Here is a 14,380-nt window from a genome sequence, read left to right on the forward strand (position 1 = left end):
GGTTCAGGCACCTGCCTTGTCGGACTGCATCTTGGTCGAGCCGGAGAGGACGTTCAGCATCAGCGACAGGGCCAGGCCGATCGCCACCAGGATGACCGCGATCACCGACGCGTTGCCCAGGTTGTGCGAGCTGAAGCCTTCGATGTACATGTCCAGCGGCAGGATGCGCACTGCGTTGGCGGGTGAGCCGCCGGTCAGCACGTAGATGAGGTCGAAGTAGGTCAGCGAGCCCACCAGCATCAGGGTGGACGAGGTGATGAAGGTGTACCGCAGCTGCGGCATCGTGATGGAGAAGAACTGGCGCACCCGGCCGGCGCCGTCGAGCGTGGCCGCCTCGTACATGCTCTGCGGGATCTGACGGACGCCTGCCTGGTACAGCAGGGAGTGGAATGGGATGAAGCACCAGCCGACCACAAAGATCATCACGAACATGACGATGTTGGGGTTGGACAGCCAGTCGTTGGGCAGAGGCGCCCAGGAGAGCGCAGCCGAGATGCCGTAGTTCGGGGAGAGCAGCGACTGGTAGGTCAGGCCCACCGCCACCGAGCTGAACAGCAGCGGCAGGAAGTACAGCACTGCCAGCAGGGCCCGGTACTTCTGGGCGCCTGCCATGAACACGCCGAGCAGCAGCGCGACCGGCATCTGGAACAGGTACGAACCGACGACGAAGTAGACCGTCAGCTGCAGGGCACGCCAGGTGAAGTCCCGGTTGGACAGCACGGTCTCCCAGTTGCTGGTGCCGACCCACTCCACGGTGCCCCGGACGGTCTGCCAGTCCAGGAAGGAGATGGCAATGACTCCGGCGAGGGGGACGAGGGCGAAGAACCCGAAGAGCGCTACGGCGGGCAGCGCCATCAGGAAGGAGGGGCCCTGTCTGCGGACGCCCGATGTCTTGGGCGAGGGCGAGGCAGGTGATGCCTTCTGCCCTCCGGGCGCCCCGGGGCCCTGTAGGGCCTCCGGGGCGTCCGTGGAGCGGGGTGCGGCAGTCTCAGTCATCAGTGAGGTGTCTTATTCCCGTGTCAGTTGGTTGCGTTGTCCATGTTCTCCGCGAACTCTTCCGGAGTGATGTTTCCGGAGAGGATCTCGGAGAGGTTGTCCATGAGGACCTGCTCGTGCTCTGGCATCACGGCCTGGTCCCAGGACAGCTGGAAGTGGTTGGCGTTTTCGACCTGCTCGTCGGCGAAGGTGAGGAAGTCCTCGGCCTCGGTGCCTTCGATGCGGTCGCTCACGTCGTTCAGCGGCGGCAGCGAGCCGGCCTCGAGCATGGCGTCAACGGCCTCATCGTTGTAGAGGTGCTCACTGATGTAGTCGATGGCGTCCTGCTGGTCCGCTTCGGGAGCGTCAGCGGAGACCGACCAGTAGTTCGCCGGGTTTCCGACCAGGTTGCTCGGGTCGCCCTCGCCGTCCTCCAGCTCAGGGAAGGTGGTGAAGCCGAAGTTGCCGGAGTCTGCGAACTCGGGGAAGTCCATGTTGATGGTCGCGTAGACCCAGGATCCCTGGAGCAGCATGGCGGCCTGACCGTCGGCCAGCAGCTGGGCGTCCTCGTTCTGAGCGGCGGAGACGCCGTTGTAGGTGTCGACGAATCCGCCGTTCTCGCCGAGCTCCTGGATGGTCTCGAGTGCGAAGAGAATGGATTCGTTGTTCCAGGAGTCGCCGTCTTCGATCACTCCGGTGAACTGTTCCTCACCGCCGTGACGGTCTGTGAGGTACTGCAGCCACATCAGCGCTGGCCAGACAGAGCCGCCGGCAAGGGAGAAGGGAGCGATGTCGTTGTCGTTGAAGACCTCGATGGACTCTTCGACGTCGGACCAGGTCTCGGGGACGTCCAGGCCGACTTCGTCGAAGACCTCCTGGTTGTAGTACATGACGACGGGCTGCACGTCGTTGAGCGGCACAGCGTAAGTCTCGTCGTCGACGACGCCGTTCTGCCAGATCGCCTCGTAGACGCGGTCTTCGAGGTCTCCGGTCTGGTCGGTCAGAGGAGCGACTCGGTCGGCCTCCACGTATTCGAGCAGAGCACCACCGGTCCAGCTCATGATGAGGGTGGGCGCTTCGCCTGCGCCGACTGCCGTACGGATCTGCTCCTTGTAGGCGTCGTTCTCGTAGGCTTCGACGCTGATGGCCTGCTCAGGGTTCTCGTCGTTCCAGCGCTCGAAGTCGTCTTCGATCTGCGGCCAGCCGCCGCCGGTGAGGACCCATGCGGAAGCGTCGCCGCCGCCTTCACCGTCGCCGGCGCCGTCGCCGTTTCCGTTGTCACCGCCGCAGGCCGTCAGGGCCACCAGTGACGCGGCCGAGAGTCCGGCGATTCCAGCTTTGAGTGTGAGATGACGCGCCATTGCGTACGTCCTTTCGGATCAACCTGCAGGTCCCCTCAACCGTCCGGCTGACCGTCGAGGTGATCTGACCCACATTTCGTCTTACGGAGAGACTAAATAGCGCGCACAGGTTGTGTCAAGGAGCACAGTGACAGCTGTCACATAGTCAGCGTTCCCGGATTCCCGGGGCCTCGCTGCGTTTGTCCAATGCCCCTCCCACAGCATCCGAATCCTTGAGAATCCGCTGACGAGGGAGCATCGACATGATCGAAAGAGCCCCAGAGCTGCTCCGCCGGCGGCCTGATCAGCCGAATATTGCGCACCATCAGACTGATATGTCGGAACTGACCGCACGGAAGCGGCGAAAGCTCACCGACCCTCGGTGCTGACAGGGCGAACTCGACGGTCGCGCACTCGGAGCTGGGGCCTATTGGCCTACGTTCGGTTCTGCATGAGCAGCTCTCTTTCTGGTGAAAGTATCTCGAAATTTTTTCGTCACTAGCGCCGGTCATTCGAGGCCGATGCTCGCTGCGTGCTTAGAATAGCTACAAGAAAAGCGCGGTCCAACGACTGTCGCGCCGAAAGATTTTCGATGAGTGCCGGAGGCTCCGTTGCCGCAGATCTCACGCCCGACCCTCGAGCAGGTGGCGCGGCACTGCGGCGTCTCGACGGCCACGGTCTCCAAGGTGCTCAACCATCGTCCTGATGTAGCAGCGGCCACCCGCTCTCGGGTGGAGGCTGCGTTGGAGCAGCTGGGCTATGTGCCTTCTACGGGCCCGCGCACCGTCAACACTCTTCACGAAGTGCACGTCGTCGTGAACACAGTGCTGAACGCATATGTGATGCAGGCGCTGGACGGCATCCTTTCGGCAGCGGCCTCAGAGCGCGTTGAGATTCTGGTGGACAGCCTCGATGCGCACGGGGAACCGTCCAGCGCGCCTCTGTCTCAGCGCTGGTGCGAGCATGCGGTGCGACGGGGCCGAGCGGGCGTCATCCTGGTGACGGCGGAGATGTCGCCCGAGCAGCGGCGACGCCTGGAGTCTCTGGGGATTGCAGTGGTGGCCGTGGACCCGGTGGACCCCCTGGACGACGGGCTGATCTCCATCGGGGGAGCAAACTTCACGGGAGGCGTCCAGGCTGCGGGGCATCTGATAGAGCTGGGGCATACGCACTTCGGCTTCGCGGGGGGCCATCACCGATCACCCGCCTGGAGCGAGCGCCTTCACGGGTTCTTGAGTGCTCTGCGCGGCTGCGGCTTGGACGCCGACCCGTCGATGATCCTCGAGAGGCAGTTCGACTTCGAAGATGGGGTACAGATGGGATCGCAGCTGCTGGACGCGCCTGAGCCTCCGACTGCGATCTTCTGCGGATCAGACCGCTCTGCGCAGGGCGTGCTGGAGGCCGCTCGCGTCCGGGGGCTGCGCGTGCCCGAGGATCTTTCGGTCATGGGATTCGACGACACCTACGCCACGATGCCGACAGCTCCGGCGCTCACCACGATCCGTCAGCCCATCTCAGAGATGGGGAGGACTGCGCTGCGCACGCTTCTCCAGATGCATCGGGGGGCGGGCCCGGATTCGCATCATGTTCAGCTGGCGACCCAGCTGGTGGTGAGAGAGACGACGGGCGCCCCCGCGCACATGCCCGTGGGGCCCCGCTCAGCGGACTGAGCGGGGCCCCACGGGGTTCAGTGCTGGCGGCTGCGGATCAGCCCAGCTTCTCGACGTGGCTGCGGATGAACCACTGGAACAGCTCGAGGTCCTTGATCTGGCCGACGAGCAGGTCCTCGGTGATCATGTCGGTGTCTCCGACCTTGGCCATCACCTCGCGGTGGTCCTCGATGACGCCGGTGTAGACCTTGTCGAGCTCCTTCAGGTGGTCCTCGACGGATGCCTTGAACAGCGGGTAGTCGGCCCAGTGACGCTCGGTCACGAGCTCTCCGGAGAGGCCGGAGGGAGCGGAGCCCAGGGTGGCGATGCGCTCTGCCACCTCGTCCGCGAAGCCGCGCACCTTCTCGACCTGAGGGTCGATCATCTCGTGGACGGCGATGAAGTTAGGGCCCACGACGTTCCAGTGAACGTGCTTGAGGGCAAGCTGGAGGTCGTTGAGAGCGTGGAGGCGAGCCTGCAGAAGGCCCGCGAGCTCACGTCCGCTCTCCAGGCTGACGCCGGGCACTGTGTAGTCTGCGTGTTTGTCGGACATATCCATCCGCTCCTTCGCTTAGAGGGGTCAGGTGCTGGCGTACGCCAACACTCAGATCTTAGAAACTCAGAATAAGTCGCGCCAGCAAGATGAGGCTGTCCTTGCCGGGCGCGCTTTCGGAGTTCATGTCTCTTTCGTAACGAGCGAAGGTGAGTGCAGCCTGAGTATTGGCCGAACGTTCGGCCGATACTCGCGTCGGCTCCGGAGTGCTACTGGGGGGCCTGGATGAGCTCGAGGCCGCCGAGGTAGGGGCGAAGCGCCTCGGGCACACGCACCGAGCCGTCGGCCTGCTGGTGGTTCTCGAGGATGGCGACGATCCACCGGGTGGTGGCGAGCGTCCCGTTGAGGGTCGCGACCGGGGCTGTGGGGCCTCTGCTGCCGTCGTCGTTGAGCGTTCTCTCGCGGATGTTGAGCCGTCGCGCCTGGAATGTGGTGGTGTCCGAGGTCGAGGTCAGCTCGCGGTAGGTGCCCTGCGTGGGCACCCACGCCTCGCAGTCGAACTTGCGCGCGGCTGAGAGGCCCAGATCTCCGGCGGCGGTATCGATCACGCGGTAGGGCAGCTCGAGCTTGGCCAGCATCTGCTCCTCCCACGCGAGGAGCCGCTCGTGCTCAGCCTTGGACTCTGATGCGGAGCAGTAGACGAACATCTCCAGCTTGTTGAACTGGTGCACCCGGATGATGCCGCGGGTGTCTTTGCCGTGCGAGCCGGCTTCTCTCCGGTAGCAGGTGGACCACCCTGCGTAGCGCTGGGGGCCGGCCGAGAGGTCGAGAATCTCGTCGGCGTGGTAGCCGGCGAGCGCGACCTCAGAGGTGCCGACGAGATACATGTCGTCGCGTTCGAGGCGGTAGATCTCATCGTCGTGCTCGACGTCGAAGCCGGTGCCGGCCATGGTGTCGGGCCGGACGAGGGTGGGGGTCATCATCGGTGTGAAGTCTGCCTCCAGGGCCTGATCCAGCCCCATCTGCATGATGGCCAGCTCGAGGCGGGCACCGATGCCTTTGAGGAAGTAGAAGCGGGCGCCGGAGACTTTGGCGCCGCGCTCCATATCCACTGCGCCGAGAGCTTCGGCGAGCTCCAGGTGATCTTTGGGCTCGAAGCCTTCGGCGGCGAAGTCTCGCGGTGATCCTTCGTGGCGCAGCGTCGCGAAGTCATCCTCGCCGCCGGCGGGGACGCCCTCGTGGATGAGGTTCGGGAAGGAGGCCTGCAGGCTGCGCAGCTCGTCCTGCGCGTGCGCGGATTCGGCTTCGGCAGTCTTCACGTCTTGGCTGAGCTGCTTCACGGCCTGAAGAAGCTGCTGCTTCTCCTCGCCCTGCGCTTGGGCGACCTTCTTGCCGTTGGCCTTCTGCTCGGCACGCAGCGACTCGAAGCGGGTGATCGCCGCGGACCGAGTCTCGTGTGCGGCGATCAGCTGATCGACCGCCGCCTCAGATGCGCCCCGCGCACGCTGCGAGGCCTTGTAGTGCTCCGGGTTCTCAATGAGGTCCTTGATGTCGATCACAGACTCCAGCCTAATCGACGCCGTTCGGCACCTCAGCAGGCTGAGCGTCGTCACGCGAAGAAAGGTCCGTGGAGACGTACTGATCGCCGTCCTTGCGCTCCTCAGGCGTCGGTCGGAGGGGCGTTTGATTCGATATGGTGAGAAGCGCGTCGTGACCCTCACGGTCCAAAGCGAGGGAGGGAATCACCTGATGCGGTCATTGTGGAACAACAGGGCCGCCTACGAGCGGTGGACGAGAGCAACCGAGTGGCCCATGGTGGGGGTCGCCCTGGTGTTCGTCGGCGTGTACGGCTACGTGGTCATCGGAAATCTGCGCGAGTCGCATGTCGATTGGCCTTTTTGGCTGATGAACGCCGTGTGGGTTCTTTTCGCGATCGACTACATCGTGTCGCTGATCCTGGTGCCCCACACTCGACGGTGGTTCTTCACCCACATTCACGAACTGGCCATCGTCATTCTCCCGGTCCTGCGGCCGCTGCGCCTTCTGCGCCTGGTCACGGTCATTTCGGTGTTCAGCCGCTATGCGGGGGCCGCACTGAGGGAGAAGGTCACGATTTCCACCGCCTTCGTCGCCGGGGTGCTGGTCTTCACGGCTTCACTGGCCATTCTCGATGCGGAGCAGAACGATCCGGGCGCCAACATCACCAGCTACGGGGATGCACTGTGGTGGTCGGTGGTCACGATCACCACAGTCGGCTACGGCGACTATTACCCGGTGACCGGGTTCGGTCGCGCCATCGCGGTCGGCCTCATGCTGTGCGGCCTCGGGCTGCTGGGGACCGTGACAGCGACGCTGGCCACCTGGTTCGTCGAGAAGATTGAAGTGACAGCTGAAGAGAAGCGTCGCTAGGGGGCCGCGAACGCTGAGACGCCTACGCGTCGGTGACTGCGCGGCTCACGCCGTTGACCTTCAGCGATGAAGGGGAAACTCGCGCCTTGACGCCGATGACGTCGCCCACGGCGTCGCCGTCGATCTGGAACATCAGCGGCTCATCCATCTCCACCGTGCAGCTCGGCGACTGCTTCACCGTCATCACCGGGATGTCCTCACCCCATCGCAGCACCGTCTTCGCGACGATCCGGGCCCAATCCAAGGGGTTGCGGGGCGAGAGGAGCACGATGTCCATCTGTCCGTCGTCGAACAGGGCGGTCGGGATGAGCTGCACCCCGCCCTGGAGGGTCCCGCAGTTGGCCAGCAGCACCGAGCGCACGCGCATCTGAGCGGTCTCCCCGCCCTCGAGCTCCACGCGCACATTCTTACGATCGCCGGCCGCGTGCCGCAGCCCCGATTCTCCGTAGGCGAGCCACCCAGCGCGCGCTTTGAGGACCTCGCGCGTATCGGCCATCACTTCGGCATCCAAACCTCCGCCGGCGATCACCAGCGAGATCTCTTCGTCGATGGGACCGTCGGGGCGTCTGAGCTCCAGCTGCAGGGTGTCCACCCAGTGGGGGGTTCCGTGGATGGCCTCGTGGACGCATATGAGCAGGTCATCGTGGGGAAGGCCGATGTTCCGCGCAAAGAGGTTGCCGGTGCCCATCGGCACCACGCCCATCGGCGTCGAGGTTCCCGTCAGCTCCGCTGCGACGGCACGAACGGTCCCATCGCCGCCCACAGCCAGCACGACGTCGCAGCCAGCATCCAGTGCTCGCCGGGTCATCACATGCCCCGGATCCTCCGCGGTGGAGGCCATCACCAGCGGGGTCTCCATCCCGGCCTCGCAGCAGGCGAACTCGATGAGGCGCACCGCCTCAGGAGCCTGCTCCTTCGTCACATTGAGCACAGCTCCGACCAGCGTCATGCTCCCGAGTCTATCCACGAGCACGCGTCACTTCGGGTGGCGCAGGCCCATCTACTCACCTGTGCGGGTCGTCGTCTGCCGAGACCTGATTTCAAATCGACGCCGCGTTCTCTGGGTAGTTGGCGTTATTCGCCACTCCCGCCGGCCTCATGCCTGGACGGCACACTCCGCAGTGCGCTCTTCACGCATCTTCTGGCTGGCCAAGAATTCCGGTGCTTCTGCTTCCTCGTGATATTCGAGCACCTGCACGTCATGTTGAAGAAGCGCGTCTTTCACCTCTGAGGGTGTGGCATAGAAGTACTCTCGGCGCATATTGATCAGGTTCACGCGTCGATCTGCAAAGTGTCTGTGCAGAGCGCTCTCAAGACCCCAGGCATCCTCCGAGAAGATCACCGTGTGCTTATCGAAGTTGAAGGGAACCGACGCGTCTGAGAGTTCTTTGAGCCGCTCTTCGGGGTTGAGACGACGAGTCATCCCGATCTTCACCACCTCGGAACCGAAAGCACCTCGGTTTGAAGCCACATAAACGTAGCCGGCACGCGTGTTTGCCATCGTCGATTCGACATCTTCCAGTTCAGCTTCGGCGTGCGAAAGCGCAGCCGCAGCCTTGGACGCCTCTTCAACATCACCTTGGGCCTGGAGCTGAGCGAGGACGATTCTGCGATGCTCCACTTCCTTTTCCTGTTTCGCCTTGAGCGCCAGAAATTCCTTCTGCGCTTTGGCCTCTTCCCTGACTCGCGCGCGAGCTTCCTTCTCTTCCTCCTTAGCGGCTTTGACTGCCTCGAGATGAGCATGAGTGAGTCTCAGCTCTTCCTCTCGCAGGAAGAGATAACGGCTGCTGATGGTGATAGCCATGGACTTACCGAGCCGCTCGACTTGCTGGGCGGATTTTTCAAGGCGCTTGATAGCGGCGTTGAGGTGGCCGGCTTTGACCGTTTTGACCGAGTTCTCCGCTTCCGCGTTGAAGGCCCGGAGAAGGAGCTTAGTCATGTCCCCGACCATCTTCTGGCCCTTCTTGAGGTTGCCGTCCAAGGTCATAGACGTACTGCCTGTCGCGGCGGTCTTCTGCCGGACCATTTCCCTGATCTCCGCCTGTCTTGTTTGCAGTTCATCTTTGTACCTCACGGAGTCATCTGCAGGGTTCTCGAAGTTATAGAGCCCGTAGTCGTTCAGGTCTGCCATGTCTCTGAGGTCGACGATGTCTTCACGCACCTGTTCCAGGCGTGCCTGTTCTTTGCGCACCAGTTCCGCATAGTTTTGCTGCTGCGCCTCGCCCGCCTCACGTCCAGACCTAAGCTCAGCCTCGACCTGTGCCACTTTTCTCTCACCTTCATCACGCCGAGCCTTGAGCTCGGTCTCAACCCGCGCGATTTCTTTCTCCAGCGCGTTCCGATGCTCTCCGCGTGACAGGTCGTCCATGACACCAAGTCGCTGCGCTTCCTGGCGCAGGAAATGGTTCTCATCCCATAACTTCCGGGCATCAGCAGTGACCTGGTCTCGCTCCTGAGTCAGGCGACCCTGCTGTCTCCACAACGAGGTCGCACGCCGCCGCATGAAGAAGACGTATACGAGAACCGGGGGGATCAGCAGCACAGCGACGAAAGGAACAATGCTGAGAATCAACGCGATGATGACGCTGACGAAGATCCCAGTTCCGAGGGAACCGTCCGGTTGCGGAGTTCTCTCCTCGGAAACTAAGGCCGATCCGGATTCGGACATTTGCGAACTCCCTCAAGTCATGCGAACAGTAGAATAAGCTTACTGATCAGGCATGACATGAATATGTCCGCGCTGCTTGATGCTTTGGGCCGTCAGGTGCGCCGGGTCAGTGAGGCCACCCACTGCGTCGCTGCGTCGAAAGCCTCCTCCGAGACTTCCGGCCTCACATGCTGGGCCTTGCGGTCCGCTCGCGGGTACGAGCCCAGGAAGCGCACAGCCGGCGAGACCCGGTGGATTCCGGCGAGCGCGTCAGCAACGCGCGGCTCGTGGATGTGGCCCTCGAGGTCCATGGAGAAGAAGTAGTCGCCCATGGCGCTGCCGGTGGGGCGAGACTCGATGCGACAGATGTTGACGCCCCGGGTGGCGAAGTGCTCCAGCAGCTCCATCAGGGCCCCAGCGCGGTCCTCGGGCAGAGGGATGGTCACGGTGGTCTTGTCGGCGCCCGTCATGGAGGGGACCTGACCAGGCTTGGTGACGAGGACGAATCGGGTGACCGCGCCCGGAAAGTCCTCGATGCCGGAAGCGATGACGTGGAGCCCCAGCTGCTCCGCCACGAGTGGCGCACAGATGGCCGCGTCTGCCATCGGCGCGGACGTCCGAAGACTGTGGGCGCCGGCGGCCGTCGACGGCGCCGGTATGTACTGCACCCGGGGCAGCACGTTCTGCGCCCACGAGCGCACCTGCGCCCACGCGTGGGAGTGGGTTGCCACGGAGGTGACCTCGGACAGCTCCATGGGCTGGGCGCTGGCCAGCACAAACGTGATGGGCACCAGGGTCTCTGCGGTGATCTGAAGACGGTGGGTGACCGAGACGGCATCCAGGGTGGCGGTCACCCCGCCCTCCACAGAGTTCTCGATCGGGACCACAGCCCCCTCGGCGTCCCCCTCGTCCACCATGCTCAGGGCGGCCAGAACGCTGGAGGCCGGAACGCGCTGAGCACGGTCAGCACCGGGCATCTGGGTCAGGGCGGCCTCAGTGAACGTGCCCTCCGGGCCGAGGAACGAGTAGCGCAGTGTGCCGGTCACAGAGCCAAAGCCTACCGTCAGAGGATCCGGGGCTGGCCGTCGTCGCTCTCCAGCGCCCGGCCGGACGTGACCCAGGCGTCGTACCCTCCTGCGACAAAAAGCACCGAGTACCCCTGCTGGGTCAGCCAGCCGGCCATCTGGATGCTGCGGCCTCCCGTGCGGCAGATGACGAAGTAGTCCTCATCCGGGTCCAGCTCCGCCTCAAACCGTTCCGGAACCTCCTCGACCGGCATGTGCAGGGCCCCCGGCGCCCGGCCGGCACGGAACTCGTAGGCCTCGCGAACATCCAGCAGCCGGGCCTCGTCCGGCACCTCCACGGCTGGCACAGTCTCCACATCGCTCATGGACGTCACGATAGCCTCCCGCCTCTGCCGAGCGCACTGCCTTCTGCATAGAGTGAGCACATGGTCCTCACGCCCAGCTCCCCGCACCCCGTCCCTTCGGCTGAGCACACCACGGACCGCACCCGTGCCGACTTCCGCGCCTCCACGGCCGATCAGTGGCGTGCCGCCATCCTGAACGGCGACGTGACCGCAGTCGAACTGGCCGGCACCGCCCTGACCGCGGCCGCCACCCTCACCGAACTGGGCGCGTTCCTCTCGGTGGATCCCGAGTACGCCCTGGCCAAAGCTGACCAGCTCGACGAAGTGGTGGAGATGGTCCGACGCAGCGGCTCCATGAGCGAACTCTCGACCAGGGCCCCCCTGCTGGGCCTGCCGCTTGCCTTCAAGGACGTCAGCCGAGTCGGGGGCCTGCCTCGCACCCGGGGCACCCTGGCACTTGCCGCAGACATTCCGGCACGGGACGAGCCTGTGGTGCGGCGCACCCACGCTGCCGGCTCGGTGAGCATGGGCAAGACCCAGGTGCCTGAGTTCGCGCTGCACTGCTACTCCGAGAACCAGGTCGGCTCACCCGCCCGCAACCCGCTGGCTCCCGCACGCACCGCCGGAGGCTCCTCCGGCGGTGCCGCCGCCGCGGTGGCCGCAGGCATCCTCCCCTTCGCGCCCGGAAGCGACGGAGGCGGATCCATCCGGATACCGGCCGCAGCCTGCGGGCTCGTCGGCCTGAAGCCGGGCCGCGGCCGTCTGCCCGATGACCGCCAGGCCCACTCCGCCGCGAACCTGGGAGTCAACGGCCCGCTGGCCACCATTCCTCAGGACGCCGCACTGCTCTTCGACGCGATGGCGGGGAATCCGTTCAGCGTCACCTCAGGGTGCGGGGTCGACGGGGCTGACTTGGCGTACGGCCCGGCGTCACGCGCAATCCATCATGCTGAGCGGCATGGGCTGCCGCCGCTGAGCGTCGGGGTCACCACCGAATCGCCCTTCTCCCCCGAGCTGGACATCACCCTCGCGGAGGAGGCGACGGCAGCGCTGGAGGAGGCCGTGGCTCGGCTGCTGAACCGGGGGCACAGCGTCCACGGGACCGCTCCCGCGCAGGGAGCGCAGCGCATGTGGCCAGAAGGCTTCTTCCACGACTTCACCACCCTGTGGACCTCACGGCTGGCCCGCGCCAACTTCGACGATGCCCAGCGGGACCAGATGGAAGCCCTCACCCGCTACTACCTGGAGGCAGCGGAAGCGCGCCCCGAAGCAGAGAACAATGCGGCTGAGGGACGCCTTCAGCAGGCGGCCGACACCGCGGAGAGCATCTTCGGCCACCACGACCTCATCATGACGCCCGTGCTCGCCTACGCGCCGCCCGAGGTGGGATGGTTCGACAGCATGTCACCGGAGGACAATGGGGCAGAGCAGTGCCGCTTCACGCCGTACACGGCCATCATCAACGTCCTGGGGCTTCCTGCCGTGAGCGTGCCCATGCTCACCGACGACTCAGGGCTGAGCTGGAGCGTCCAGCTGATCGGCAGACCCCGGACCGAGGAGCACCTGCTGGCCCTGGCCGCCACGCTGATGCAGCCCTGAGAGACCGGGCACGAGCGACCGCGCCGGGCAGCCTCACCGCCCGGAGGTGTCGTCGTCCCAGCGCCCGCCCGACTCCAGGTGCTCAGCATCGGCCTGGTTGACGGGGGTGGCGAAGTCGGCCTCAGCATCCTCGAATCCGGCGTCCGTGCCGCGCCACCGCGCAATGGCGCTCATGCCGTGGTGGATGACCAGGGCGGCCACTGAGCCCAGAGCGATGCCGGTGAAGACGATCTCGCCGAACACCATCGTGTAGTCGGCGATCGCGACGATCAGCGGGACACCCGCCACCGCAAGGTTGATCGGGTTGGAGAAGTCGACGTTGTTCTGGACCCAGATCCGCACGCCGAGGATCCCGATCATGCCGTAGAGAACCGTTCCGGCACCGCCGAGCACTCCGTCCGGGACTGTGTTGACCAGCGCACCGAACTTAGGCACCAGGGCCAGCAGGATGGCGAAGACTCCGGCCACCCAGTAGGCGGCAGTGGAGTAGACCTTGGAGGAGGCCATCACACCGATGTTCTCCGCGTAGGTGGTGGTGCCTGAGCCTCCGCCGGAGCCGGCCAGCATCGTCGCAGCACCGTCGGCCATCAGGGCCCGTCCGGTCACCGGGTCCAGGTCCCGCTTGGTCATCAGAGCCACCGACTTCACGTGGCCGACGTTCTCGGCGACGAGCACCAGCACCACCGGGATGAACAGCGCCAGCACTCCGATGTGGAAGCTGGGTGCGGTGAAGTCGGGAAGCCCGACCCACCCCGCCTGGGTGATCTCGGAGAAGTCCACCTCCCCGCGGACCACGGCGACCGCATAGCCGACCACGACTCCCAGCAGGATGGACAGCCGGCCGAGCATGCCCCGGAAGAGCACTCCCGCCACCAGCATCGCCACGATGGTCACGGTCGCCGTCACCGGCCCCTCCTGCACGTTTCCCCAGGCCGCAGGGGCCAGGTTCAGACCGATGAGCGCGACGATGGAGCCGGTGACCACAGGCGGCATCAGCTTCTGGATCCACGTGGGCCCGGCGAAGTGCACGATGAGCCCGACGAGGAACAGTCCCAGGCCGGTCATCAGGATCCCGCCGAGGGCCCCCGACATCCCGTACTGGGCGCTGGCGGCCCCGACGGGCGCCAGGAAGGCGAAGGAGGAGCCGAGATAGCTGGGCACGCGCCCGGCGGTGACGATCAGGAACAGCAGCGTCCCGATCCCCGAGAAGAGCAGGGTTGTCGAGGGTGGGAACCCGGTGATCACCGGGACGAGGAAGGTCGCGCCGAACATGGCGACCACGTGCTGCATCCCGACGCCGGTGGTCTGCAGCCAGCTCAGCCGCTCCTCAGGCGCGACCACGTCTCCGGGCCTGATGGTTCTGCCGTCACCGTGGATCTTCCAGCCGAAGCCGGGAACAAAGCTCTTCATCACGGGCGACGATTCTATCCGCCCCCAGGCACAGGAAGGGCCGGAGAGGAGCTGCGTCCTCTCCGGCCCTTCTCAGCGTGAGCTCTGCGCCGGGTCAGTCCTTCTTCAGACCGTCGACGAAGCCTTTGGCGCTGTCGCGCGCATCTCCGGCGGCCTCTTTGACCGACTCAGCGGCCTCCTTGCCCTTGCCCTGAGTCTTCTGGGCCTTGCCGTCAGCCTCGGCGCGCTCGTCGCCGGTGAGCTTGCCGACGCCCTCCGTGACGCTTCCGGCGGCCTTGTCCTTGTTGGCGTCTGCTTTTCCTTCGAGTCCCATCCTTGGGCCTCCTCTCTGTGTCGACGACCTGTTGCCCCCCACGCTACGGAGCGACGGACACCATGTCAGCAGGCTCAAGGACTTTCAGGGCAAGCTATGGGCATCCGTCCAGACAAGGCGGCTCCTCTACCAAAAATGGGCTCCACTTTTCAAGCTTTTGAGTCAGGCTATTGGAA

Annotated in this window: 13 protein-coding genes; 3 read left to right on the forward strand and 10 right to left on the reverse strand. The window is 64.9% G+C overall.

Annotated features, from left to right (window positions below):
• Positions 1-3: 3 nt before the first annotated feature.
• A complete protein-coding gene (locus FS388_RS05355) occupies positions 4-996 on the reverse strand; it encodes a carbohydrate ABC transporter permease (RefSeq protein ID WP_210410246.1) in 993 nt (330 codons plus the stop codon).
• A gap of 23 nt (positions 997-1,019) precedes the next feature.
• Positions 1,020-2,336 (reverse strand): extracellular solute-binding protein, encoded by a 1,317-nt coding sequence (locus FS388_RS05360; protein ID WP_146340395.1) that lies wholly within the window; start codon positions 2,334-2,336, stop codon positions 1,020-1,022.
• A gap of 590 nt (positions 2,337-2,926) precedes the next feature.
• Between FS388_RS05360 and FS388_RS05365 the strand changes: the two genes are divergently transcribed.
• Positions 2,927-3,985 (forward strand): LacI family DNA-binding transcriptional regulator, encoded by a 1,059-nt coding sequence (locus FS388_RS05365; protein WP_168198604.1) that lies wholly within the window; start codon positions 2,927-2,929, stop codon positions 3,983-3,985.
• A gap of 37 nt (positions 3,986-4,022) precedes the next feature.
• Here FS388_RS05365 and FS388_RS05370 read toward each other — a convergent pair whose 3' ends face one another.
• Complete coding sequence (locus tag FS388_RS05370) at positions 4,023-4,517, reverse strand: Dps family protein (protein ID WP_146340399.1); 495 nt, start codon at positions 4,515-4,517, stop codon at positions 4,023-4,025.
• Between the two features lie 209 nt (positions 4,518-4,726).
• Positions 4,727-6,016: a serine--tRNA ligase gene (gene serS / locus FS388_RS05375; RefSeq protein ID WP_146340401.1), complete on the reverse strand. Its 1,290-nt coding sequence runs from the start codon at positions 6,014-6,016 to the stop codon at positions 4,727-4,729.
• A 190-nt stretch (positions 6,017-6,206) separates the two neighbouring features.
• On the opposite strand from serS, the gene FS388_RS05380 reads away from it, so the two are divergent.
• Entirely contained in the window at positions 6,207-6,866 is a 660-nt protein-coding gene (locus tag FS388_RS05380) for a potassium channel family protein (RefSeq protein WP_168198605.1), read from the forward strand.
• A gap of 22 nt (positions 6,867-6,888) precedes the next feature.
• Here the strand turns inward: FS388_RS05380 and FS388_RS05385 are convergent, their stop codons facing one another.
• From FS388_RS05385 to FS388_RS05400, 4 genes are all read right to left on the reverse strand, one after another.
• Complete coding sequence (locus tag FS388_RS05385) at positions 6,889-7,815, reverse strand: diacylglycerol kinase family protein (protein WP_146340405.1); 927 nt, start codon at positions 7,813-7,815, stop codon at positions 6,889-6,891.
• A 147-nt stretch (positions 7,816-7,962) separates the two neighbouring features.
• On the reverse strand, positions 7,963-9,534 hold the full coding sequence (locus FS388_RS05390) for a DUF4041 domain-containing protein (RefSeq protein ID WP_146340407.1): 1,572 nt from the start codon (positions 9,532-9,534) through the stop codon (positions 7,963-7,965).
• A 92-nt stretch (positions 9,535-9,626) separates the two neighbouring features.
• Entirely contained in the window at positions 9,627-10,559 is a 933-nt protein-coding gene (pheA, locus tag FS388_RS05395) for a prephenate dehydratase (protein ID WP_146340409.1), read from the reverse strand.
• Positions 10,560-10,576: 17 nt separating this feature from the next.
• Complete coding sequence (locus FS388_RS05400; RefSeq protein WP_146340411.1) at positions 10,577-10,903, reverse strand: rhodanese-like domain-containing protein; 327 nt, start codon at positions 10,901-10,903, stop codon at positions 10,577-10,579.
• Between the two features lie 60 nt (positions 10,904-10,963).
• Between FS388_RS05400 and FS388_RS05405 the strand changes: the two genes are divergently transcribed.
• Positions 10,964-12,481, forward strand: coding sequence for an amidase (locus FS388_RS05405; RefSeq protein ID WP_146340413.1), 1,518 nt, complete (start codon positions 10,964-10,966; stop codon positions 12,479-12,481).
• A gap of 33 nt (positions 12,482-12,514) precedes the next feature.
• Here the strand turns inward: FS388_RS05405 and FS388_RS05410 are convergent, their stop codons facing one another.
• Both FS388_RS05410 and FS388_RS05415 read right to left on the reverse strand, forming a co-directional pair.
• On the reverse strand, positions 12,515-13,891 hold the full coding sequence (locus FS388_RS05410; protein ID WP_146341888.1) for a uracil-xanthine permease family protein: 1,377 nt from the start codon (positions 13,889-13,891) through the stop codon (positions 12,515-12,517).
• 94 nt (positions 13,892-13,985) lie between these two features.
• Complete coding sequence (locus FS388_RS05415) at positions 13,986-14,204, reverse strand: CsbD family protein (RefSeq protein WP_146340415.1); 219 nt, start codon at positions 14,202-14,204, stop codon at positions 13,986-13,988.
• Between the last annotated feature and the right edge of the window lie 176 nt (positions 14,205-14,380).

Source organism: Nesterenkonia sp. NBAIMH1 (genome assembly GCF_007922635.1).
In the GTDB taxonomy this organism is placed as follows: Bacteria; Actinomycetota; Actinomycetes; order Actinomycetales; family Micrococcaceae; genus Nesterenkonia; species Nesterenkonia pannonica.

Bases quoted from the DNA above. Each gene is read 5' to 3' on its own strand.
- FS388_RS05355 (WP_210410246.1), bottom strand. From the start codon at position 996: ATGACTGAGACTGCCGCACCCCGCTCCACGGACGCCCCGGAGGCCCTA.
- FS388_RS05360 (WP_146340395.1), bottom strand. From the start codon at position 2,336: ATGGCGCGTCATCTCACACTCAAAGCTGGAATCGCCGGACTCTCGGCC.
- FS388_RS05370 (WP_146340399.1), bottom strand. From the start codon at position 4,517: ATGTCCGACAAACACGCAGACTACACAGTGCCCGGCGTCAGCCTGGAG.
- FS388_RS05380 (WP_168198605.1), top strand. From the start codon at position 6,207: ATGCGGTCATTGTGGAACAACAGGGCCGCCTACGAGCGGTGGACGAGA.
- FS388_RS05385 (WP_146340405.1), bottom strand. From the start codon at position 7,815: ATGACGCTGGTCGGAGCTGTGCTCAATGTGACGAAGGAGCAGGCTCCT.
- FS388_RS05390 (WP_146340407.1), bottom strand. From the start codon at position 9,534: ATGTCCGAATCCGGATCGGCCTTAGTTTCCGAGGAGAGAACTCCGCAA.
- FS388_RS05400 (WP_146340411.1), bottom strand. From the start codon at position 10,903: ATGAGCGATGTGGAGACTGTGCCAGCCGTGGAGGTGCCGGACGAGGCC.
- FS388_RS05405 (WP_146340413.1), top strand. From the start codon at position 10,964: ATGGTCCTCACGCCCAGCTCCCCGCACCCCGTCCCTTCGGCTGAGCAC.
- FS388_RS05410 (WP_146341888.1), bottom strand. From the start codon at position 13,891: ATGAAGAGCTTTGTTCCCGGCTTCGGCTGGAAGATCCACGGTGACGGC.
- FS388_RS05415 (WP_146340415.1), bottom strand. From the start codon at position 14,204: ATGGGACTCGAAGGAAAAGCAGACGCCAACAAGGACAAGGCCGCCGGA.